The sequence below is a fragment of the Micromonospora sp. B006 genome (genome assembly GCF_003408515.1).
GTDB classification, from domain to species: Bacteria; Actinomycetota; Actinomycetes; order Mycobacteriales; family Micromonosporaceae; genus Micromonospora; species Micromonospora echinospora_A.
On record NZ_CP030865.1, the window covers coordinates 2924068 to 2947006 of the forward strand.

Consider the following 22939-nt stretch of genomic DNA (forward strand, 5'->3'; position numbering starts at 1 on the left):
TCAACCGCATCCGGCCGAGAATTCTGCGGGATGACCGGGGCCTTGCGGCAAGACCCGGGGTGCGATATATGTTGATAGTGGCGAGGAGAGCTGTCTCCTCGCCTTCGTCTTGTGGTCCGCACGAATCCCTGCCCTCACCCTGGCGTCACGTGAGTCAGATCTCCCCGCCCCGGATGGAGTGCCGGGGGCGCGACGGGGCAAGAAGCGGCCACGGGGACGCGGCGTGACGCGGCGCGGACTGGACGAGCGGGATCGGTTGGGGTGGGGGAGACTCGTGCGATGAGCGGCGCAGACACCGACCCGCGTGCGCGTGGCGACGTCTTCGCCGTCGACGGTGAGATCGGGCCGGACCTGGCGCGGGTCGACTGGTCCGCGCACCCGCTCGGGCCGCCGGACGCCTGGCCGCAGAGCCTGCGGACCTCGGTGCGGATCCTGCTGTCCTCCCGGTTCCCGATGTGGATGGCCTGGGGACCGCAGCTGACGTTCTTCTGCAACGCCGCCTACCGGCGGGACACGCTCGGCCGCAAGTACCCGTGGGCGCTGGGCCGCCCGGCGAACGAGGTGTGGACCGAGATCTGGGACGACATCGGCCCCCGCATCGACACCGTGCTGCGCACCGGCGAGGCGACCTGGGACGAGGGCCTGCTGCTGTTCCTGGAGCGCGCCGGCTACCGGGAGGAGACGTACCACACGTTCTCCTACAGCCCGCTGCGCGACGACGACGGCAGCCTGGTCGGGATGCTCTGCGTGGTCAGCGAGGACACCGAACGGGTCATCGGCGAGCGGCGGATGGCCACGCTGCGCGACCTCGGCTCGGACCCGAGCGTCATCCGCACCGAGCAGGAGACGCTCACGTTCGTCAGCCGCCAGCTGGCCCGCAACCGGCAGGACCTGCCGTTCACGCTCACCTACCTGTACGACGGCGACGACGCCCGGCTGGTGGAGGCGACCGGGCTGGCGGCCGACCACCCGGCGGCCCCGGCCATGCTGTCCCTCACCGACCCCGCCGCCCCGTGGCCGGCCGGCGCCCTCACCGAGGGCGAGTCGGTACGGGTGACGCTCGACAGCCCGGCCTTCGCCGACCTGCCCGCGGAGGTCTGGCCCGCCCCGCCGGCCGAGGCCCTGGTGGTGCCGCTGCGGCAGCAGGGCGGCGCGCCGTACGGGTTCCTGGTGGCGGGGCTGAACCGCTACCGGGCGCTGGACGACGGCTACCGCGGCTTCGTGGAGCTGACCGCCGGGCACCTGGCGACCGGCATCGCCAGCGCCCGCAGCTACCAGGCGCAGCAGCGGCGGGCCGAGGAGCTCGCCGAGCTGGACCGCGCCAAGACCGCCTTCTTCTCCAACATCAGTCACGAGTTCCGCACGCCGCTGACGTTGATCATGGGACCCGTGGACGAGCTGCGCGGCCGGCTGCGCGACGCCGACGAGCGGGTCCGCGCGGAGCTGGACGTCATCCGCCGCAACGGGCTTCGCCTGGGCAAGCTCGTCAACAGCCTGCTCGACTTCTCCCGGATCGAGGCGGGCCGGATGCAGGCCCGCTACGAGCCGGTCGACCTGGCCGCGGTGACCGCCGACCTGGCCAGCATCTTCCGGTCGGCGATCGAGCGCGCCGGACTCTCCTTCGAGGTCGACTGCCCGCCCCTGCCCGAACCGGTGCACGTGGACCGGGGGATGTGGGAGAAGGTGGTGCTCAACCTGCTCAGCAACGCGCTGAAGTTCACCTTCGACGGGACCGTGCGGGTGCTGATGCGCACCGAGGACGGGATGGCCGTGCTGCGCATCGCCGACACGGGCATCGGCGTCCCCGCCGAGGAGATGCCGCGCCTGTTCGAACGGTTCCACCGCATCGAGAACGCCCGCTCCCGCTCCGACGAGGGCAGCGGGATCGGCCTCGCCCTGGTCAAGGAGCTGATCTCGCTGCACGGCGGCGACATCGACGCCCACAGCACAGTGGGCGGCGGCACCACCTTCACCGTCCGGGTGCCGTTCGGCACCGCCCACCTGCCCGCCGACGCGCTCGCCCCGGCCGCCGCCGGCCGCACGCCCGTGTCCGCCGAGCCGTTCGTGCAGGAGGCGCTGCGCTGGCTGCCCGCCGACCCGGGCGCCTCGGCCGGCGGGGACGACCCGACCGCGGCGGACGGGCCGATCCAGCCGCTGCCCGGTGGGGCGCCGGCCCGCGTCCTGGTGGCCGACGACAACGCCGACATGCGGGAGTACCTCGCCCGGCTGCTCCGCTCGGCCGGGCACGAGGTGCACACGGTCGCCGACGGGCGGGCCGCGTTGGACGCCGCCCGCGCGCGGCGGCACGACCTCGTGGTCAGCGACGTGATGATGCCCCGGCTCGACGGCCTGCAACTGGTGGCCGCGCTGCGCGCCGACCCCCGTACGGCCGGCACCCCGGTGCTGCTGCTGTCCGCCCGCGCCGGTCAGGAGGCCTCGATCGAAGGGCTGGAGGCCGGCGCCGACGACTACCTGGTCAAGCCGTTCCCGGCCGCCGAGCTGCTGGCCCGCGTACGCGCGAACGTGGAGCTGGCGAGGCTGCGCAACCACCACGCCCGCTGGCGCACCGCGCTCGTCGACTCGTTGCAGGAGGCGTTCTTCGTCTGCGACGAGGACGGCGCCGTGGTCGAGATCAACGCGGCGTTCACCGACATCCTCGGCTACGGGACCGAGGGCCTGCCCTATCCGGCGGTGCAGCCGTGGTGGCCGGACCAGGAGGCCGAACCCGAGGCGCACCGCCAGGTGGCCGCCGCGTTCTCCCTGCTGGTCGGCCAGTCCCGGGGCACCTACACCGTGCCGGTGACCCACCGCGACGGGCACCGCATCTGGATCTCGGCCGCGTTCAACCAGGTCGACGACCCGGACAGCGGCCGGCGGATGATCGTGGGCACGTTCCGCGACGTCACCGCCGAGCACTACGCCGTCCAGCGGGAGACCGCCCTGGCCGGGCTCAGCATGCGGCTGTCCCAGGCCGACGACCTCACCGACGCGCTGCTCGGCGTGCTGGACGAGCTGCGCAAGCTGTGGCGGGCCGCGGGCGTGCTCACCGCCGTCTTCGGTGACGAGCCCGCCCCCCTGGTGACCGCCACCGATCCGGCGACCCGGTGGGAGACGCTGCCCGGCAAACGCCGGCAGGCGCTGCTCGCGCTGCGGGACACCCCGCTGCTGACGCCGGTGGCGACACGTACGCACGGCGCCGGCATCGCCGTCGAGCACCCGCACGGCACCATGGCGCTCTGGATCGACCTGGGCGAGAAGCGGCCCTTCACCGAGCAGGACCAGACCCTGCTGGCGCTGCTGGCCGGCCACATCGGTCAGGGACTGCACCGGGTGCACCAGATCGACCAGCAGCGGGAGACGGCGCTGGCCCTGCAGCGGGCGATCCTCGGCCCGGCGCAACTACCCGCCGGCTTCGCCGTGCGGTACTCCCCCGCCGCGGTGCCGTTGAAGGTCGGCGGCGACTGGTACGACACGGTGGAGCTGCCGGACGGGCGCATCGGCATCGTGGTCGGCGACTGCGTGGGACACGGCCTGGGGGCCGCCACCGTGATGGGGCAGCTGCGCAGCGCCTGCCGCGCCCTGCTGTTGCAGGACCCCGGCCCGGCCCGGACGCTGGCGGCGCTGGACCGGTTCGCCGCGTTGCTTCCCGGCGCGTCCTGCGCCACCGTCTTCTGCGGCGTCCTCGACCCGGCCACCGGCCTGATGCGCTACTCCAGCGCCGGTCACCCACCGGCCATCGTGGTCGGCGCCGACGGCACGCCGCAGCTCCTGCAGCACGGCCGGTCCCGGCCGCTGGCCGTGCGTGCGGGTGAGGAACGCCCGGAGGCGGAGGCGACGGTGCCGCCGCGCGCCACCCTGATGCTCTACACCGACGGCCTGGTGGAACGCCGCCGTCAGCCGATCACCGTCGGCATCGCCCGCGCCACCGACGCCATCCAGCAGGGACACCACGCGCCGGTGGAGGTGCTCGCCACCGAGATCATGGAGCGGCTCACCCCCGACGGCGGCTACCACGACGATGTGGCGCTGCTGCTCTACCGCCACCCCGGGCCGCTGGAGCTGGACTTCCCGGCCGAGTCGACGCGGCTGGCCGAGGTGCGCAGCGCGCTGCGGGGCTGGCTGGACCGCTGCGGGCTGGCCCCGGCCCATGCCTACAACATCCTGGTGGCGGCCGGGGAGGCGTGCGCCAACGCCATCGAGCACGGGCACCGCGACAACCCGGGCGGGCGGATCCGGCTGCGCGCCGCCGCCACCGCCGACAACCTGCGCCTGAGCGTCACCGACAGCGGTCACTGGCGGGAACGGGAGCAGGCTCCCGACCCGCACCGCGGCCGAGGGCTCGTGCTCATGCGCGCGCTGATGGACAACATCAGCGTCACCCCGGGGGCCACCGGCACCACAGTCGACATGCAGGCGAGGATCACCGCATGAGCGCGTCCCTGACTCTGACCACGAGCGACCGCCCCGACGGCGTGCGCGTGCTGACCGCCGTCGGCGAGATCGACATGAGCAACGCGTCCTCGTTCGCCGAGGCGCTGGCGGAGGCGGTACGCCCCGAGGGCGAACCCCTGGTCGTGGACCTCACGAAGGTCGAGTACCTGGACAGCGCCGGGCTGGCCGCGCTGTTCCCGCACGCCGACCGGATCGCGCTGATCGCCGGTCCGATGCTGGAGCCGCTGCTGACCATCTCCGGGCTGGCCGACCTCACCACCGTCCGCCGCGCCTGACGTCGCCGCGCGGTCAGGAGGCGTTGCGCACGATCACCAGCGGGGACTGGGCGTGGTGCAGCACCGCGTGGCTGACCGAGCCGAGCAGCAGCCCGCCCAGCGCGCCCCGCCCGTGTGCGCCGACCACGACGAGCCGGGCGGACTTCGACTCCTCCACCAGCACCCGGGCCGGTGCGCCGCGGACCGACCGCTGCCGTACCGGCACGTCCGGGTAGCGCTCGGCCCAGCCGGCGATCGACTCGGCGACCACCCGCCGGGACTCCTCGGCGAGCTCCGCCGGGTCGTACACCAGGGGCAGGATGTCGCCGGGTCCGAGCGGGGTGGGATAGAGCCAGGCGTGCACCACGACCAGCGGCGCGTCCCGGCGGGCGGCCTCCTCGTACGCGAAGCCGACCGCCGCGGTAGACAGTTCGGAGCCGTCCACACCGACCACGACGGGCCCGTCGGCGCGCGCCTCGCCGCGCGTCACCAGCACCGGGCAGTGGGCGCGGGCGGACACCTGGAGCGTGACCGAACCGATCAGCAGGCCGGCGAAGCCGCCCAGGCCACGGTGGCCGAGCACGACCAGCGCGGCGTCGCGGGACTCCGCGACCAGCACCGCCGCCGGCGCGCCGTCGACGACCACGCCGGTGACGGGTACGTCCGGCGCGACCTTGGCGGCTTCGGCGACCGCCTCGGCGACGCAGCGTTCGGCCTGGTTGCGCAGGCCGGCGCCGGCGGGCGCGCCCGGGGCCGGGGTGAGCGGCGCGCGGGTCAGCGGCCAGATGAACGCGTGCACCACCTGCAGCGGCCGATTCCGGTCGGCGGCCTCGCGGGCGGCCACCCGGACCGCGTCCAGCGAGGCGGCGGAGCCGTCCACGCCCACCACGACGGGGGCCTGCGAGTGGATTGTCATGTCGTCCTCCTTCACTGGTCTCAGCCTGCCCGTCAGGCGGCCGGCCGGGCAGGGTCCGCGGTCTCGGCCCGGGGGCCGTTGGTCCCGTGGAAGCGGCGGGTCAGCCGCAGCACCAGCCCGGGCAGCACGCCGATCGCGGCGCAGGCGAGCAGGTCGAGCGCGCTGAGCGGGGACGTGCCGAGCAGCTCGCGCAGCGGCGGCAGCAGCACGCCCGCCACCTGGAGGACCGCGGAGATCGCGACCGCCACCGGCAGCGCGAGGTTGCGCTCACGCGAGCCCGGGGTGCGGATCGCGCGGACGGCCAGCGCCACGCCGAGCTGGGCCAGGCCGAGCACCACGAAGACGACCGACTGCCACGGCCGGTCCGACGCCGCGGCCCACACGCCGGCGCCGAGCGTCGCGGCGGCGATGAGCGCGCCGGTGACCAGCACGTCCCGGCCGAGGCCGCCGCCGAGTACCGACTCCTGCGGCGAGCGGGGCCGGCGGCTCAGCGTGCCCGGCTCGGCCGGCTCCGCGCCCAGCGCCACCCCGGGTACGCCGTGGGTGAGCAGGTTGATCCAGAGGATCTGTGCCGGCAGCAACGGTACGGGCAGCCCGAACAGCGGGCCGAGCAGCATCACCGCGATCTCGGCGACCCCGCCGGCGAGCGCGTAGCGCAGGAACCGGCGGATGTTGTCGTAGATCCGGCGGCCCTCGCCGATGGCGGTCGCCACTGTGGTGAGGTCGTCGTCGACGAGCACCAGGTCGGCAGCCTGCCGGGCGACCTCGGTGCCGCCGCCCATGGCCACGCCGATGTCGGCGCGGCGCAGCGCCGGGGCGTCGTTGACGCCGTCGCCGGTCATCGCGACCACGTGTCCCCGGTCCTGGAGGCCGGCGATGATGTCGAGCTTCTGCTCCGGCTGGGTCCGCGCGTACACCCGGGTGTCGGGGTGGGCGCCGCCCGGGTCGCCGTCGTCGCCGTTGGCGAGCGGGTCGCCGTCGCGCCAGAGCCCGAGCCGGCCGCCGATCGCGGCGGCGGTCGCCGGGTGGTCGCCGGTGATCAGGACCAGCCGGATGCCGGCCTCCTCGAAGCCCGCGGCGATGCCGGGGGCCGCCGCGCGCAGCGGGTCGCCGACCGCTACCAGTCCCAGCGGGCGCAGGCCGGTCGGCCGGGCCGGGTCCGGCGCGGTGTCGACCACGGCGGAGGCGACCGCCAGCACCCGCAGTCCTTCGGCGGCGAGCCGGTGCGCGGCGTCGGTCAGCTCGGCCAGCTCCCCGGCGCCGGCGTCCATCAGCGGCGGGGCCAGCAGGTTCTCCGGCGCGCCCTTGCAGACCACGAGGTAGCGCCCGTCGCAGCGGCGGTGCACCGTGGTCATCCGGCGCAGGTCCTGGTCGAACGGGGCCTCCGCCACCCGGGGCCAGGCCTCGCGGGTGGTCTCCGGGTCCAGGCCGCAACGGGCCGCGAACGTGACGAGCGCCGCCTCCAGCGGATCGCCGATCGCTGTCCACTCCGGCCGCTCGTCGGTCGGCGGGGTCAGCGTGGCGTCGTTGCAGAGCAGTCCGGCGCGGGCCAGGCCGCGCAGTTCGTCCGGGGCGCTCACCGGCTCGCCCCGGTGGTGCACCTCGCCGTCGGGCGCGTAGCCGGTGCCGGTCACGGCGTAGCGGTCGCGGCCGGGCACGACGGCGTGCTGCACCGCCATCCGGCCCTCGGTGAGCGTGCCGGTCTTGTCGGAGGCGATCACGGTGACCGAACCGAGGGTCTCCACCGCGTGCAGCCGCCGGGGAATGGCCCGGCTGCCGGCCATCCGGCGCGCGCCCAGGGCGAGCGCGAGCGTGACGACGGCGGGCAGCGACTCCGGTACGGCCGCCACCACCAGGCTCACCGCGGTGACCGCCATCTGCGTGACCGGGCGTCCGTCGAACACGCCGATCGCGAAGACCAGCCCGGAGAGCACCACGGCGGTCAGGCCGAGCACCCGGCCGAGCGAGGACAGGCGGCGTTGCAGCGGAGTGGGCGCCGGGCGGGTCGCGGCGACCAGGGCGCTGATGCGGCCGAGCGCGCTCGCCGCGCCGGTGCGCACCACGGTCCCGGTGGCGCGGCCGGTGGTGACCACAGTGCCGGCGCTCGCCTCCTCCCCCGCGACCCGGGTCACCGCCACCGACTCACCGGTCAGCGCCGACTCGTCCAGGCTGAGCCGCACGGCGTCGGTGAGGTCCAGGTCGGCGGGCACCACGTCGCCGGCCTCCAGCCGGACCAGGTCGCCCCGGACCAGGTCGGCGGCGGGCAGCACGAGGTCACGGCCGTCACGGACCACCCGGGCCGTCGGCGCGGGGAGCCGGTCCAGCGCCGCCACCGCGCGGTCGGCGCGTACCTCCTGCACCACGCCGATCGCGGTGTTGATCAGGACGACCAGCACGATCACCGCCGTGTCGGGGTAGTCGCGCAGCAGCGTGGTCACCACGGCGGCGGCCAGCAGCAGCGCCACCAGGGGGTCGGTGAGCTGGCGGAAGATCCGGCCGGCCAGCCCGCGCTTGCGCGGCGCGGCCACCGTGTTCGGCCCGTCGGCGCGCAGCCGCGCGGCCGCCTCGGCCGAGCCGAGGCCGCTCGCGGGGGCCGGAGAGATCTCGGTGGGCGTCACCGTGCCCTGCCCGCCGTTGCTCACCACATTGCCCTCCATGTCGTCGCCGCCCGCGCCGGGCACTCCCAGCATGCCGGGTGCGGGGGCGCGGCTCGCAGGGCCGAGGGCCTGCCGGACCCGGGACCAACGGCCCCCACCGCGGAACGGGGCAGCGCGGCGCGCGGCTCGCCGGTAACGTCCGCGCGGTGAACCGGACACGCAGCGCCGTCGGGCCGAAACCCCGTCACCGGCCGGTCCGCTGGGCGCTCGCGGTGCTCCTGCTCGCGTCGGCCGGATGCGGCACGGGAATCGGGGAGGAGAGCGGCGACGCGCTGGCGCGCGACACCGCGGCGGAGGAGGCGAAGCAGCTCAACACGGAGCTGGGCCACCGCAACCGGACGCGGGACGCCGGGTCGATCGCGGCGGGCGAGATCGTCCAGGAGCCGAAGGACGCCGCGTCGGGCGGCGGTGCGACAGTCCAGCGGGAGGCGCTGGCGTGGTCCGGCCGCACCGCCGGGGACGAGCGGGCCACCGTCGACGTGCGGTTCGTGGTGACGGTGCCGGAGCAGCCGCCGGTGTCGATCGGTGGCGCGAGCAACAGCGCCGGTGAGGCCACGCGCTGCTACCGCTACGAGTTCGAGCTCTACCGCTACACGACGTACCACGAGATCGACTGTCCGAGCGGCCCCGCTCCCTCGCCACCCACCGCCGCGCCGGTGCCGAGGGTGCCCGAGGACGGGCAGAAACGGCTCACCGCCGTGCTGCGTACCGCCACCCCGCAGACGCTGGCGGGCGCGGTGCGGGCGGCGTTCCCGCAGGACTGGATCACCGTCGACACGACAGCGCGCGACGGTGCGCTCGTGGCCGCCGTCGGCGTGCCGGCCGAACGGGACTGCCTCCTGCTCGTCCGCACCCCGGCCGGGAAGATCGAGTCCCCCGGGTACGACCGGATCTGGCTGGAGCCGGGCGAGACCGGCTGCCGGACCGCCCTGTACCTGGCGCCGCCGCGCTGACGTACCGGTTTGCCGCGCGGTGGCCGGGGCACCTGACGGTCATGACTGATCCGGAGCGGTTCCAGCGGCAACAGGAGGGCGCGCTCGAGCGCGGGCAGGTGTTCCAGGACGCCGAGGGGCGGCGGACCCGGGACCCGGGCGCCGGGGCGGAGAACGCGGAGAGCGAGGCCGACCGCAACGCCGAGCGCCTGGCGCGCGGCGAGGTGGGACCGGGCGTCCCGGAGGACTGACGCTCCGCAGCCGCTTGTCAATGTAGCGTTGACGGGTGACCCTGGCCGGCCTGTCCGAGATCGCCGCGGCCCGGGTCCGGTTGGAGGACCGCGAACTGGACCTGATCGACCGGGCCCGGCACGACGGCGCCACCTGGACCGAGATCGCGCGGGCGCTGGGCCTGGGCAGCCGGCAGGCCGCCGAGCAGCGCCGGCAGCGTCTCGCGGCGGCCCGGCGGGCCCGCGTGACCCGGCTCGACCCGGCCCGCTCCCCCGGCGTGCCGGCGCTCCGGGCCGCCGTCGCCGACCTGCACCGCTGGATCGAGGCGGACCGCTCGTGGGACGCCCGCTTCCCCCGCGCGGCGTTGGCGCGCCGCACCTGCGCGCTCGCGCTCGACGCCCCCGCCGGGCCGCTGTACGCGCTGGCCGCGCACCTCGCCGACGACCTGGCCGGGGCCGGGTCCCGGCTGCCTGCTCCGGCACGCGACGCCGCCGGGCGCATCACGGCGACCCTGTCAACAGGACGTTGACGTAGGCGCGACGTATTGCCCCGCTGCGACTCAGATCCCGAGGATGAGTCCTCCAGGCTCAACTCTCGGGGGATTCATGCGCCGCAACGCCTGCCTGTTCGTGGCCATCTCGCTGCTGTCCGGCCTGGGCGGAAGCGCCATGGCCCTGGTCTCCGGCATCTGGATCCTGGACCTGACCGGTTCCACCGGGCTCGCCGCGCTGGCCGGCCTCTGCGTCTACGCCCCGACCCTGGCCGGCCCGTGGCTCGGCGGCCTGCTCGACCGGGTCCCCCGGCGGCCCCTGGTGATCGGCGTGGACCTCGCGCTCGCCGCCGCGCTGCTGAGCCTGCTGGTGGTTCGAGGGCCCGGCGACGCCTGGCTGATCTACGCCGTCTCACTCGCGTACGGGATCGGCTACGTGCTCGTCGACGCCGGCGAGACCGCGCTGCTGCCCGCCGCGCTCCCCCCGGCCCGGCTGGCCGACGTCAACGGCTGGCGGTCGAGTGCGCAGGAGGGCATGAAACTGGTGGCGCCGCTGGCCGGAGCGGGCCTGTACGCGTGGCGGGGCGGGCACGTCGTCGCGGTGCTCGCCGCCGTCGTACCGGTGCTCGTGGCCGCCCTGTACGGCGCGCTGCGTCTGACCCGGGCGGAACCCGCTCTCCCGACCGCGCCCGCGGCGGGGGTGCGGGACGGACTCGCCGCGCTGCTGGCCCGACGGGCGGTACGCGTACCGGTGGCGCTCGCGGCGGTGTCCATCGCGATGTCCGGCTTCACCACCGCGGCGCTGTACGACGTGGTGGTGACGGGCCTGGCGCTGCCGTTGACCTTCCTCGGCGTGCTGGCCAGCGCGCAGGGCGGCGGCTCGTTGCTCGCCGGGCTGGTCGTCGGGCGGCTCGTCCGCCGCCACGGCGAGATCGCGGTCGGGGTCACCGGCGCCGTCCTGTTCGCCGCCGGCTGTCTGGGACGCTGCCTGCCGTGGTGGCCGAGCACGCTCGCCGCCTCGGTGGTGATCGGCGTCGGCCTGCCGTGGACGCTCGTCGCGGCGGTCACCGCCGTGCAGACGTACACGCCGCAGGCGATGCTCGGCCGGGTCGCCGGGACGGCGAACACGGTCATGTTCGGCCCGATCACGCTGGCCATCCCGCTCGGGTCGGCGGCGGTCACCAGCGGCGGCCGGCCGCCGCTGGTGACCGCCGCCCTGGTGTGCCTGGCCGCGGCGCTGGCGGCGGCTCGCGGCGGGCGCCGCCGGAGCGCGACCGCCACCGGTGACGGTGGCGGCGCCGGATCGTGGGCCACCGACCGGGATCAGCGCGTGGTCGGGGCCCGGGTCCGGACGGGACCGGATGCGGCCCGCCCCCAGGGGTGACGGGGACGGGCCGCGCGATCGTCAGCGCCAGGTGTCGGTGACGGCGCGGGTGCCGCCGGCCGGCGTGGTGAGCGTCCGGTTCGCGCCGGACTCCCAGGTCACCGTCCCGTCCGGGTTCTTCTTGACGTACTTGTACTCGACAGCGGTGTTCGCGGGCAGGTCGACTGTGGCCCGCCAGACCGGGTACGCGGCCGACGAGAGCGCCACGGCAGCGGCCGGGTTCCAGCTGCCGAGCGCCGGCGTGTTGCCGACCACGAAGACGTTCTGCCCGTAGGCGGTGGTCGCGGTGACGGAGAACGTGGTGGCCACAGTCGTGGAGACGGTGTCGCCGCGGAACGTCTCGGTCACCGCGTACGTGCCGGAGGCCGGGGTGGTGAGCGTCCGGTTCGCGCCGGACTCCCAGGTGACCGCGCCGGAGGCGGTCAGCTTGACGAACTTGTACTCCACTGCTGTGGACCGGGGCAGGTCGACGGTGGCGCGGTAGACGCCGCCGCCCTGGGCGGCCAGCTCGACGCCGCCCGCGGGCGTCCACGACCCGAGCGCGGGGACACTGCCGACGACGCGGACGTCCTGCCCGGCGGCCAGGTTCGCGGTGACGGTGAACGTGGTGGCAATCCGGTCACCCGGGCTGACAGTGGGCGACGCGGTGGGCGACACGGTCGGGGAGGCCGTCGGGGACGGGCTCGCGCCGGGACGCGCGTTCACGTGGATCGCGACCGCGTCGTTGGCCGGGAGGGTCACGCTGGCCCGGCCGCCGGACACGGTCACCGTGCCGCCGGTGCAGCCGCTCGCGGTGGCGACACCGGAGATGACGTCGCAGTACCGGCCGTCGGCCAGGCCGGTGGCGAAGGTCGCGGTGGTGGCGGAGCCGGAGTCGTTGATGCCGATCCAGGCCCGGTCGCCGCGGTGGAAGCCGATCACGTTGCTGTTCACCGTGGTGAAGTCCGAGACGGTCTTCACCGGGCGGGCGGCGTTGGCCCAGCCGACCATGCCCTTGACGCCGGTGGTGCGGGTCACGCAGGTCCAGGCGGCGCCGCAGACCGTGTCGGTGACGCGTCCGGTGCCGTCGTGCGGCGGGGACTGGTTGCGGTTGGACCAGGTGAAGCTGTCGTAGACCGACGGCTTGCCGTGCGGGTAGGCCAGCGCGAAGTAGTTGGCCAGCACGTAGTCGGTGCCGTTCTTGTACGACAGGACCACGCCGTCGCGCTCCAGGTCGTGGTTGGTGACCATGGAGAAGACGTTGGCGCCGGGCGCGTCGAGGTTCCAGTTCGGCACGTTCGCCAGGGCCGAGATGGAGCCCTGGAAGGCCGAACGGATGCCCTTGGCGTACGCGAAGTCGAGCACGTCGCCGTTGCCGATGTACGCGCGGGCCTGCAACGCCGGGTTGCTCGCCCCGTCGAAGATCTCCTGCGCGACGTACGGCCGCCGGCCCTCGACGACGGTGTTGTTCAGCTTGCCGAGGACGGCCGCGAAGTCGTCCTTGCGGATGTGCTTGACCGCGTCGACCCGGAAGCCGTCGACGCCGAGCCCGATCAGGTCGTTGAGGTACGCCGCGATCTTGTTCCGGACCGCTTCCTTCTCGGTGTAGAGGTCGGACAGCGACAGCAGCTCGCAGCTGGTCACCTGGGCCTCGTTGTTCCAGTCGTTGATGGCGCCGCCGGTCGGGCAGTTGTCGCCGGGGCGGTGGAAGTCGCCGTCGCCGTACGGCACGGCCGGGTAGCTGTAGCCGGAGAACTCGGTGCCGGCGTAACCGCGCGTACCGGCCGGGTTGTTGGTGCCGGCCATGTGGTTGACCACCGCGTCGACGTAGACGCGCACACCGGCGGCGTGGCAGGCGTTGACCATGGCGGCGAACTGCTGGCGGTTGCCGAACCGGCTGTCCAGCTTGTACGACACCGGCTGGTACACCTCGTACCAGGGGTAGGCGCCGTCGGCGCTGGCGGGCAGCTTCACCGACTCCTGCGGCGGTGCCACCTGCACCGCGCCGTAGCCGGCGGGCCCGAGGTGGTCGGTGCAGGCAGCGGCGACGGAGGCCCAGTTCCATTCCCAGAGGTTGGCGGTCACCTCGCTGTCGTTGAGCACGACGGCGGCGCGGGCGGGTGCGGCGGTGGTGGTGGCAGCCGCGACGGCAACCGTGCCGCCCGCCGCGACGAGCGCGACGGCGAGCAGCAGGCGGCCGGCACGGCCACCGGGGTGTGGCCTGACGGAAAGCATGGTTGGGGGACCTCTTCCGTGGGTTCGAAAGGGTGAGCGGGGGTGGGGCGGCCGTCCCGGGTAGCGAACACCATGCGCCATCCATGAAAGTCTTTGCAAGAGCTTGCGGCAAAGTTTTCGAAACCCGCAGGCAACACCAAGAGGCTCGGATGGCTCTCCACCTGGGCCTATCCACGCAGGACAGTGTGAATCGGCCACCGACGCGAGTCCCGGCGCTCGGGACAACCGGGCTGCTTCGCGGGATGGTCGCAAGTTCCGAGCAGGTTTTCCAACGTTTGCGGCCCGATCGCATCCACCCTCGCCGGATCGCCCGCCGAAGGTGGGCCTGGGTGAGGCCGGCCGGGTCAGTGCCGCCGGCGCGGCAGCCACCCCAGGAAACGTGCCCTGGCCTGGGTGAGCGGCATGGCCGGCATGTCCTTGGTGGCGGCGACGAGGCAGGCGCCGAGATAGACGGCGAGCCCCGCGGTCGTACCGCCGAACTCGACGAGCAACTGGCTCTGCTTGGTGGGGCACGGCCAGGCGGCGGCGCAGCCGCTGCACTGCCAGCTCGGCGGCAGCGGCAGGTGCGCGGGCGGGGCGTAGCGGCGGGCCGCGCTGTTGCGACTTCGCCGGTCCGGCCGCCCGGCGTCCCGCACCGGCCCCGCGAGGCGCTGGCGGGCCCGGGTCAGCGCCGCACCGACCTGGACGCGCCGGCGCTTCACCGGGCCATCGCCTTCATGGAGGAGAACGCGCACCGGGACATCAGCCCGGCGGACGTGGCCGTCGCCGCCGCCGTGTCCGTGCGATCCCTGCAACTGGCCTTCCGGCGGCATCTGGACAGCACGCCGGCGGCCCACCTGCGGCGCATCCGGCTGGAGCGGGCACACCAGGAGCTGTGCATGGGCGATCCGCGGCGCGAGACCGTCAGCCGGATCGCCACCCGCTGGGGTTTCCTGAGCCACAGCAGGTTCACCGCCCACTACCGGTCCGTGTTCGGCATCCCACCGAGCCGTACGCTGCACGGCTGACCGGACGAGCCCCGGCCCGTCGCGGCGCGACGGACCGGGGCTCGCTGGTGTCCGGCGGATCAGGCCAGGTCGAAGCGGTCCAGCTCCATGACCTTCGTCCAGGCGGCGGCGAAGTCGCGGACGAACTTCTCCCGCGCGTCGTCGCTGGCGTAGACCTCGGCGAGCGCCCGCAGCTGCGAGTTGGAGCCGAAGATCAGGTCGACCGCGGTCGCGGTCCACTTCACCTGGTCGGTCGCCAGGTCCCGGATCTCGTACACGTGCTCCTCGGACTCCGACGCCTTCCACCGGGTGCCCGGGGAGAGCAGGTTGACGAAGAAGTCGTTGGTGAGCACGCCGGGCCGGTCGGTGAGCACGCCGTGCGACGCGCCGCCGACGTTGTTGCCGAGCGCGCGCAGACCGCCGACCAGCACGGTCATCTCCGGCGCGGTCAGGTTCAGCATGTACGCCCGGTCGATGAGCAGCACCTCCGGCTGGGTCTTCTCGCCCGGCCGCAGGTAGTTGCGGAACCCGTCGGCGCGCGGCTCCATCACCCGGAACGACTCGACGTCGGTCTGCTCCTGGGTGGCGTCGGTACGCCCCGGGTGGAACGGCACGGTCAGCTCGACGCCGGCGTCCCGCGCCGCCTGCTCGACAGCGGCCGAGCCGGCCAGCACGATCAGGTCCGCCAGCGAGATCTGGGCGCCGCCCGCGGCGTTGAACTCCTGCTGGATGCCCTCCAGGGTGGCCAGCACGGTGGCGAGCTGCTCCGGCTGGTTGACCTCCCAGTTGCGCTGCGGCTCCAGCCGGATCCGCGCGCCGTTGGCGCCACCGCGCTTGTCGGTGGAGCGGTAGCTCGCGGCCGAGGCCCAGGCGGTGGAGACCAACTGGGCGATCGTCAGGCCGGACTCCAGCACCTTCGCCTTGAGCGCGGCGACGTCGGCGTCGCTCACCAGCTCGTGCGCGGCGGCCGGCACCGGGTCCTGCCACAGCTGGGCCTCGGGCACCCACGGGCCGAGGAAGCGGCTGACCGGGCCCATGTCACGGTGCAGCAGCTTGTACCAGGCCTTGGCGAACGCCAGCGCGAACTCGTCCGGGTTCTCCAGGAAGCGGCGGGAGATCTTCTCGTACGCCGGGTCGACGCGCAGCGACAGGTCGGTCGTCAGCATCGTCGGCTTGTGCTTCTTCGACGGGTCGTGGGCGTCCGGGATGATCGCCTCGGCGTCCTTGGCGACCCACTGCTTGGCGCCACCCGGGCTGGTGGTCAGCTCCCACTCGTAGCCGAAGAGGATCTCGAAGAACCGGTTGGACCACTGCGTCGGCTTGTCGGTCCACGTCACCTCGAGACCGCTGGTGATCGTGTCCCCGCCCTTGCCCTTGCCGTACGTGCTGAGCCAGCCCAGGCCCTGCGCCTCCAGCGGCGCGGCCTCCGGCTCGGGGCCGACGTGCTGGTCGGCGGGGCCCGCGCCGTGGGTCTTGCCGAACGTGTGGCCGCCGGCGATCAGCGCGACGGTCTCCTCGTCGTTCATCGCCATCCGGCGGAACGTCTCGCGGATGAAGTGCGCCGCCGCGAGCGGGTCGGCGTTGCCGCGCGGGCCCTCCGGGTTGACGTAGATCAGACCCATCTCGGTCGCGCCGACGCCGGCCACCATGTCCTTCTCGGAGGCGTACCGCTCGTCGCCGAGCCAGGCGTCCTCGGGACCCCAGAAGATCTCCTCCGGCTCCCAGACGTCCTCACGGCCGAAGCCGAAGCCGAAGGTCTTGAAGCCCATCGACTCCAGCGAGACGTTGCCGGCGAGCACCAGCAGGTCGGCCCAGGAGATCTTCTGGCCGTACTTCTGCTTGACCGGCCAGAGCAGCCGGCGGGCCTTGTCCAGGTTGGCGTTGTCCGGCCAGCTGTTCAGCGGGGCGAACCGCTGGCCGCCGTCGCCGGCGCCACCGCGGCCGTCCTCGATGCGGTAGGTGCCCGCGGCGTGCCAGCTCATCCGGATCATCAGGCCGCCGTAGTGGCCGAAGTCGGCCGGCCACCAGTCCTGCGAGGTGGTGAGGACCTCGGCGATGTCCCGCTTGAGCGCCTCGACGTCGAGCTTGGCGAACTCCTTGGCGTAGCTGAAGTCCGGCCCGAGCGGGTTGCCCTTGTGCGAGTGGGCGTGCAGCACCGACAGGTCGAGCTGGTTGGGCCACCAGTCGCGGTTGCTGCGCGGACGACCGCCGGTCTTCGGGGTCGGCGAGTCGATCGCCGGGTTCTCGCTCTCGCTGCCGTGCGCGGTCACGGAGTCGTGCGCGACCGGGCAGCCGGCCGCCTCCTTGGCGTCCACGCCCTGCGGGCTGACGGGCCGGTTGTCCTGGGTGTCGCTCATCTGTTTCCTTCCGAACTGGCGGATCACTGGGCGGTGCGGTCGGCCGCGCAGCCGGGGCAGGTGCCCCAGTAGACGACCTCCGCCTCGTCCACCACGAAACCGTGGTCGTCGGAGGCGGTGAGACAGGGGGCGCTGCCGACGGCACACTCGACGTCGGCGATGGCGCCACAGGAACGGCACACGACGTGGTGGTGGTTGTCCCCCACCCGAGACTCGTAGCGGGCCGTGGCGCCGGCCGGCTGGATGCGCCGGATCAGGCCGGCGTCGGTGAGTGCCCGCAGCACATCGTAGACCGCCTGGTGGGACACGGTGGGCTGCTCTGCGCGGACCAGCGCGATCACGGTGTCGGTGTCGACGTGCGGGTGGTCGCGCAACGCCGCGAGCACCGCCAGCCGGGGCCGGGTCACCCGCAACGAGACCGCCCGGAGCTGCGTCTCGAAGTCGGCCGTCATGCGACGACCTTAGCCCGGTCTTTTGGAATGAATCAAGTTTTTGCCCAGGTGTGTCGGCCGCCACCGCGACCGTCCGCACACACGAAAACGGGGGTGCCGCGCCAGGCGCGGCACCCCCTCCCCGGAAGAGGGTTCAGGCGGCTGAGCAACTCGCGGTGGGCGTGTTGCTGTTGCCGTTCTTGTAGAGCGTGATGCCGAAGTTGTTGCCGTTGCCGTTGGGACGTGCGGTGAGCGTGCCGCTGGTGCCGCTGACCGACGCGTTCCAGCTGTTCTGCAGGCTCTGGCCGCCCTGGGTCTGGATGTTGACGACCCAGTTGCTGGTGCCGCTGACCGAGAAGGTCACGTTGAACCGGTCGCTCCACTCCTCGGCCCGGCTGACGCTGACCGTGCAGCCACCGTTGTTCGGCGGCGGGGTGGTCGGGTTGCCGCTGGTCCCGCCGATCGTGATGTTGGAGTTGCCGCTGCTCTGGTAGCCCTCGGTGGCCAGGATCTGGTAGTCGTGCGAACCGAGGTTCATGCCGTAGCGGGACCAGGCGTCGAAGTGGTTGCCCGAGGTGATGGTGCCACCCACGCGCTTCTGCTGACGGACGCTCCAGTACTGGTAGAACGTGCGCGTGCCCTCGATCGAGGGGGCGTTGACCCGCTGGGTGCGGTAGACGTCGTACGTGCCGCCGTCGGAGGACACCGAGCCCATGTAGCCGCTGCCCGGCGGGCGCCAGCTGCCCCAGCTGTCGACGATGTAGTACTCGACGAGCGGGTTGCGCGTCCACCCGTAGAGCGTCAGGTAGGCGTTGCCGGACGGGTTGAAGCTGCCGGAGTAGCTGACCGTGCGGCGGCCACCCGGGTTCCAGCCCTTGCCGGCGACGAAGTTGTTGATGTTGCTCCACTGGGTGCTGTACTGACCACCGTTGCCCATGGTCATGGAGACGTTGCCACTGTCTTTCCAGAAGGAATAGAAGTAGCCGTTGTTGGTGCCGGTCGAGTTCGACGTGACGGTGGTGTCGGCGTAGGCCGGGCCGGACGTGACCGCCGTCGTCCCGGCGGCGATCAGCGCCACGGCACAGGCGCCGCCGAAGAGCATCCGGAGGCGTCCGCGCCTGCGGATGCCCGTGCGGACGGGGGCGTCGTTCATGGACGGGTTTCCTCCCTCTGACGGCTGGCGCGGCCAGCCGGGTGGCGCGAGCTGTGAGCGCTCGTCCCTGATGGACGGCGGGACGGGCGAAGCCGCGCCAGGCGGTGGACGGACATCGACGTCAATCGAGATACGCCGATGGCCACAGTATTGGAGGATCGATTCACCGTGTCAACAAGTTCCGGAAATGTTGTGGAAACCCGAACTATCACAAATCGGTCGTAGCGCTGCCGTGCAAGCCTGGCGCGACCACGCCGAGGGCCTCGCGAGTGAGCTGATGGAGTGATGGCGGCCGGAAGTTTCGGTGGCTTTCCGGATCAAGGCCGGCCCGCGCCGGGCACCGCTATCCGGTCGAGCCCAGCAGCAACCCGAACACGCCGCAGCAGATCACCCCGCCGACGACGAGCGTGACGAGGGCGACCGTGTAGTTCGACCACAGGCCGAACCGCGTCACGTCGGCGCCGTACCCGTCGTGGACCCGGTTGCGCCACCCGCCGAAGCGGAACGCCAGGTGGTGGGCGGCTCCCGGCTGGACCATGAGCGACGTGGTCATCAGCGGGACGCCCATGAAGTCGGTGTAGCGGATGTCGTGGCCGCCGGCCGGGACGGCGACGTGCCACGTACCCTCGCCCGGGATCGCGACCAGCTGGCGGTCGATCTTGAAGCGGCTGGTGACCGGCGCGGGAATCATGTACGGCCCCCGGTTCACCGAGACCACCAGCACTCCGCAGCCCGGCGGCGGGGCGATCGGATGCGGGTAGGCGATCAGCGGGACGACACCGTGCATCGGCGGGTACGGCTGCGAGGGGAGGTAGGACACGGCCAGATTCTGGCACGGCCGCGCCAGGTGTCGATCTCCCCCGGTCAGCCCGCGCCGGGAGCCGCGGCGCCGGCGAGCAGGCGCTGTCGCATCAGGAACTTGCGGACCTTGCCGGTGGGCCCCATCACCACGTCGTCGTCGGGAACGGTCACCACCCGGCGCAGCGTCGCGGCCACCGCCGGGCCCAGCGCGGCCCGCACCCGGTCGGTACGGTCGCGCGCCGGATCCGCGTCCTCGGCGAGCAGGAGCAGCACGTCGGTCACTGTCGTGCCGTCCTCCCCCGCCGCCGCGACCACTGTGCAGTCACGGACGTCCGGGCAGTGCCGCAGGACGCGCTCCTCGGACAGCGCGGTGTACAGCCAGGTCCCCCCGCCCAGGTCGACCGCGTCGCTGGCCCGGTCGACGTGGTGGTAGTTCCCGTCGGCGTCGCGGTACATCAGGTCACCGGTGAGGTAGTAGCCGCCCAGCCGGGTGCGGTACGTGGTGACCGAGTCGTTCCAGTACCCGAGCGCCAGCGTCGGCGACCTCAGGCCGACGTGCCCCACCTGCCCCGGCGCGACCTCCTCGCCGGTGTCCACGTCGAGCAGCGCGATCTCGGCGAACGGGTACGGCCTGCCGACGCAGCGGTCGTAGCGGTCGCTGCCCAGCCGGTGGGTGATCCGGAACGCGCCGTGCCCCATCTCGGTGGAGCCGAGCATGTCGACGAACTTCGAGCCGGGGACGTCGACCATGCCGTCGCGGGTGTACGCGGGATGGCTGCCGACCGCGACCAGCCGGCGTACGTGCGACTCGTGCGCGCAGTCGCCGGTGTTGAACCAGTTGCGCACCGAGCTGAGGTCGCGGGTGGTGAGGTCGACCCGGGCCAGCTCGGACCAGGTCACCGCGAAACCGAAGACGCCGGTGGGGCGCCACCGTTCGATCGCGTCCAGGATCGTCTCGGCGCTACGCGCGAACGGGCCGCCCTGCGCGGACAGGCAGAGCAACTGGTAGCCGTTGCAGAGCGCCTGGTTGAGGGTGATGATGCCGGCGGCGTGCGCGGCCGGCAGCGCGGACATCTCCCGTACCTCGCCGTACGGCCGGGACTCGGTGAGGCGGACCGCGCGGATCGCGGCGAACAGGCCGTGGTGCGAATGGACGATCGCCGCCGGCACCCGGGTGGTGCCCGAGGAGTGGGTGATGACCACCGGTTCCTGCGGGTGGTGCCGGTGGTGCGGCGGGGCCTGCGCCGGGTCGCCCGTGCCGCTGTGCGCCGCGTCGCCGAGGACCGGCGCGCCGAGGTCGTGCTCGGCCAGGGCGGCGTGGTCGGCGTCGATCACCACCCCGGCGCCGCGCAGCCGCCGCACGAACTCGGCCGCCAGCTCGATCGGCATGTTGCCGTTCATCAGCGCCGGGATCGCGCCGAGCCAGGTCAGCGCCAGGAAGTTGAGGAACACGTCGGGCGCGGAGGTCACGTACACCGCGATCGGGTCGGCCCGGCGGACGCCGCGCGCCCGGAACCACGCCGCCCGCGCCGCGACCCGCTCGGTCAGGGTGGCGAGCGACAGCGGCGTCCAGGCGGGGACGCCGTCGACGTCGACGTCGAACGTCACCCGGGGCATGTCCATGTCGGCGCCGTGCTCGGCCAGCCGGAGCAGCACGTTGCCCGCGCCCAGCTCCATGTCGGCCGCCAGCGTCGCGCGGAAGTTGTCGGCACCCAAACGAGTCGCCTCCTCAGCTGACACACGTCACGGCCGCGCCGCCGGCGTACCGGCCGCCGAGCGGGGACACGATCAGGCTAGAGCGCCCGCCACGCTGAGACAATGCTCGATGTACGCTCGGTCAGGACACGTCGCGGTTGAACAGGTGCGACGACCAGAACAGGCTCGCCGCGGCCAGCCCGGACATGATGAGCGCGCCCTGCCAGACCACGGCCTGGGTGATCTGGCCGGCGAACAGCGCCCGCATGCCGTCGGTGGCCCAGGCGAACGGGTTCCACACCGCGACCCGCTGGATCCACATCGGCGCCAGCACGAGCGGGATGAGCACGCCGGCGAGCAGCGACACCGGCTGCCCGACCGTGTTCACCAGCACGCCGAGGCTGTTCTCGTTGCGGACCAGCAACGCGATGTCGTACGAGATCGAGGTGCTCAGCAGCACCATGACCGACAGCAGCGCGTACGACACCAGCAGGTTCGCCAGGTGCACCCGCAGGCCGAACGGCAGCGCCACGAGCGTGACCACCATGGCCTGCACCACGTTGAGGCACACGTGCATCAGCGCGCGGCCCAGCAGCAGGCCGGTGCGGCTCACCGGCGTCACCCTGCACCTGTCGATGATGCCCGCGCGCAGCGCGCTGAGCAGCCCGTAACCGGCGAACAGGCCGCCGAACAGGCCCATCGCCACGAACAGGCCTGGTACGTAGATGCGGTACGCGTCGGCGTAGGTCGAGGCGCCCCGGTCGACCATCACCACCTTGAGGAACGGCGCGAAGAGGATCAGGTAGGTGATCGGCTGGGCCAGGCTGAACGCCACCATCACCGGGTTGCGCACCATCAGGCCGGCCTCCTGCTGGAAGATCAGCCAGGTGTCGCGGACGAGTTTCACGCCGTACTCCTCTCGGCGTCCGGTCACTCCGCGAGCGACCGGCCGGTCTTGGCCAGGAACACGTCGTCGAGGCTGGGCCGGCGGGCCTCGATCGCGCCGGGTTCGATGCCCCGGTCGTAGAGCGCCCGCATGACCTGCGGGATGGCCGTGGCGGCGCTGTCGACGTAGAGCCGCAGCGTGCCGTCGACCGGCTCGGCCGCGTGCACGTACGGCGCCTCGGCCAGCAGCTTCGCCGCGGCCGGCAGATCGCCGCCGGTTTCGTCCGCGACGTCGGCGGACGCGAAGTCGACGGCGACCACGTCGCCGGAGATCTCGCGCTTGAGCGCCGACGGGGTGCCCTCGGCCACGATCCGCCCGGCGTCGATGATCGAGACCCGGTCGCAGAGGCTGTCGGCCTCGTCCAGGTAGTGCGTGGTGAGGAAGATGGTCATGCCCTCCTCGCGCAGCCGCCGCACCTCCTGCCACATCCGCACCCGGCTGGGCGGGTCGAGCCCCGCTGTCGGCTCGTCCAGGAACATCACCTGCGGCGAGTGGATGACGCCGAGCGCGACGTCGAGGCGGCGGCGCTGCCCACCCGAGTACGTCTTGATCTTGCGGTCGGCGAAGTCGTCGAGCTGGAACGCGCGGATCGCCGCGACGGCCAGCTCCTGCGCCACCGATTTCGACAGCCCGTGCATCCGGGCCTGGAGCACCAGGTCCCGCCGGGCGGTGGAGTCGTCGTAGGTGCCGCTGGCCTGCGCCACGAAGCCGATCCGCCGCCGGACCTGCGCGGGCGAGCGCAGCAGGTCGACCCCGGCGATGGTGGCCACTCCCCCGCTGGGGCGGATGAGCGTGGCGAGCATCCGCAGCGTGGTGGACTTGCCCGCGCCGTTCGGGCCGAGGAAACCGACGATCTCGCCGCGCCGTACCGCGAAGTCGACGCCGCGTACCGCCTCGACCGTGGTGGCGCCACGGCCGCGTCCGACCCGGAACGACTTGCGTAGGCCGGTGGCCTCGATCATCGAGCCTCCTCGTGCGGCGCGACGCCGGCGCGGGTGCGTCAGGTCAGGCTAGTTCGGCCCCGACGGTTGGACAACGGT

Annotated in this window: 18 protein-coding genes; 7 read left to right on the forward strand and 11 right to left on the reverse strand. The window is 73.3% G+C overall.

Annotated features, from left to right (window positions below; translation table 11 throughout):
- Window positions 1–279 precede the first annotated feature (279 nt).
- Window positions 280–4431 (forward strand): SpoIIE family protein phosphatase, encoded by a 4152-nt coding sequence (locus MicB006_RS13865; RefSeq protein WP_116506567.1) that lies wholly within the window; start codon window positions 280–282, stop codon window positions 4429–4431.
- Complete coding sequence (locus tag MicB006_RS13870) at window positions 4428–4727, forward strand: STAS domain-containing protein (protein WP_116506569.1); 300 nt, start codon at window positions 4428–4430, stop codon at window positions 4725–4727. The genes MicB006_RS13865 and MicB006_RS13870 overlap by 4 nt, the downstream gene beginning before the upstream one ends.
- Before the next feature lie 13 nt (window positions 4728–4740).
- On the opposite strand, the gene MicB006_RS13875 is transcribed toward MicB006_RS13870, so the two are convergent.
- Window positions 4741–5622, reverse strand: coding sequence for a universal stress protein (locus tag MicB006_RS13875; RefSeq protein WP_073828634.1), 882 nt, complete (start codon window positions 5620–5622; stop codon window positions 4741–4743).
- 32 nt (window positions 5623–5654) lie between these two features.
- Complete coding sequence (locus MicB006_RS13880; protein ID WP_116506570.1) at window positions 5655–8312, reverse strand: cation-transporting P-type ATPase; 2658 nt, start codon at window positions 8310–8312, stop codon at window positions 5655–5657.
- Window positions 8313–8425: 113 nt separating this feature from the next.
- Here MicB006_RS13880 and MicB006_RS13885 point away from each other — a divergent pair, with 113 nt between their 5' ends.
- From MicB006_RS13885 to MicB006_RS13900, 4 genes are all read left to right on the forward strand, one after another.
- On the forward strand, window positions 8426–9232 hold the full coding sequence (locus tag MicB006_RS13885; protein ID WP_225980741.1) for a hypothetical protein: 807 nt from the start codon (window positions 8426–8428) through the stop codon (window positions 9230–9232).
- A gap of 41 nt (window positions 9233–9273) precedes the next feature.
- Window positions 9274–9462 (forward strand): ribonuclease, encoded by a 189-nt coding sequence (locus tag MicB006_RS13890; protein WP_116506572.1) that lies wholly within the window; start codon window positions 9274–9276, stop codon window positions 9460–9462.
- Window positions 9463–9497: 35 nt separating this feature from the next.
- Window positions 9498–9971 carry a hypothetical protein gene (locus tag MicB006_RS13895; RefSeq protein WP_116506574.1) on the forward strand — a complete coding sequence of 158 codons (474 nt, stop codon included), beginning with the start codon at window positions 9498–9500 and terminating at the stop codon, window positions 9969–9971.
- A 76-nt stretch (window positions 9972–10047) separates the two neighbouring features.
- Window positions 10048–11316, forward strand: a complete 1269-nt coding sequence (locus MicB006_RS13900; RefSeq protein WP_225980742.1) for an MFS transporter — start codon at window positions 10048–10050, stop codon at window positions 11314–11316.
- Between the two features lie 21 nt (window positions 11317–11337).
- Here MicB006_RS13900 and MicB006_RS13905 read toward each other — a convergent pair whose 3' ends face one another.
- Window positions 11338–13530, reverse strand: a complete 2193-nt coding sequence (locus MicB006_RS13905) for a carbohydrate-binding module family 20 domain-containing protein (RefSeq protein ID WP_116506576.1) — start codon at window positions 13528–13530, stop codon at window positions 11338–11340.
- A 344-nt stretch (window positions 13531–13874) separates the two neighbouring features.
- Window positions 13875–14231, reverse strand: coding sequence for a hypothetical protein (locus tag MicB006_RS32330; RefSeq protein WP_225980743.1), 357 nt, complete (start codon window positions 14229–14231; stop codon window positions 13875–13877).
- Between the two features lie 15 nt (window positions 14232–14246).
- Here MicB006_RS32330 and MicB006_RS13915 point away from each other — a divergent pair, with 15 nt between their 5' ends.
- On the forward strand, window positions 14247–14537 hold the full coding sequence (locus tag MicB006_RS13915; protein ID WP_116506577.1) for a helix-turn-helix transcriptional regulator: 291 nt from the start codon (window positions 14247–14249) through the stop codon (window positions 14535–14537).
- 59 nt (window positions 14538–14596) lie between these two features.
- Here the strand turns inward: MicB006_RS13915 and katG are convergent, their stop codons facing one another.
- From katG to MicB006_RS13950, 7 genes are all read right to left on the reverse strand, one after another.
- The gene (gene katG, locus MicB006_RS13920; RefSeq protein ID WP_116506579.1) at window positions 14597–16873 is read right to left on the reverse strand and encodes a catalase/peroxidase HPI; all 2277 of its coding nucleotides are present in this window, start codon (window positions 16871–16873) and stop codon (window positions 14597–14599) included.
- A 23-nt stretch (window positions 16874–16896) separates the two neighbouring features.
- Window positions 16897–17325 carry a Fur family transcriptional regulator gene (locus MicB006_RS13925; RefSeq protein ID WP_116506581.1) on the reverse strand — a complete coding sequence of 143 codons (429 nt, stop codon included), beginning with the start codon at window positions 17323–17325 and terminating at the stop codon, window positions 16897–16899.
- Window positions 17326–17458: 133 nt separating this feature from the next.
- Window positions 17459–18457: a glycoside hydrolase family 11 protein gene (locus tag MicB006_RS13930; protein WP_116506582.1), complete on the reverse strand. Its 999-nt coding sequence runs from the start codon at window positions 18455–18457 to the stop codon at window positions 17459–17461.
- Between the two features lie 343 nt (window positions 18458–18800).
- Window positions 18801–19277, reverse strand: a complete 477-nt coding sequence (locus MicB006_RS13935; RefSeq protein WP_116506584.1) for a hypothetical protein — start codon at window positions 19275–19277, stop codon at window positions 18801–18803.
- Between the two features lie 44 nt (window positions 19278–19321).
- Window positions 19322–20974 (reverse strand): class I adenylate-forming enzyme family protein, encoded by a 1653-nt coding sequence (locus tag MicB006_RS13940; protein WP_116506586.1) that lies wholly within the window; start codon window positions 20972–20974, stop codon window positions 19322–19324.
- Between the two features lie 121 nt (window positions 20975–21095).
- The gene (locus MicB006_RS13945) at window positions 21096–21860 is read right to left on the reverse strand and encodes an ABC transporter permease (protein ID WP_073828054.1); all 765 of its coding nucleotides are present in this window, start codon (window positions 21858–21860) and stop codon (window positions 21096–21098) included.
- Window positions 21861–21883: 23 nt separating this feature from the next.
- Window positions 21884–22861: an ATP-binding cassette domain-containing protein gene (locus MicB006_RS13950; RefSeq protein WP_116506588.1), complete on the reverse strand. Its 978-nt coding sequence runs from the start codon at window positions 22859–22861 to the stop codon at window positions 21884–21886.
- Window positions 22862–22939: the final 78 nt, after the last annotated feature.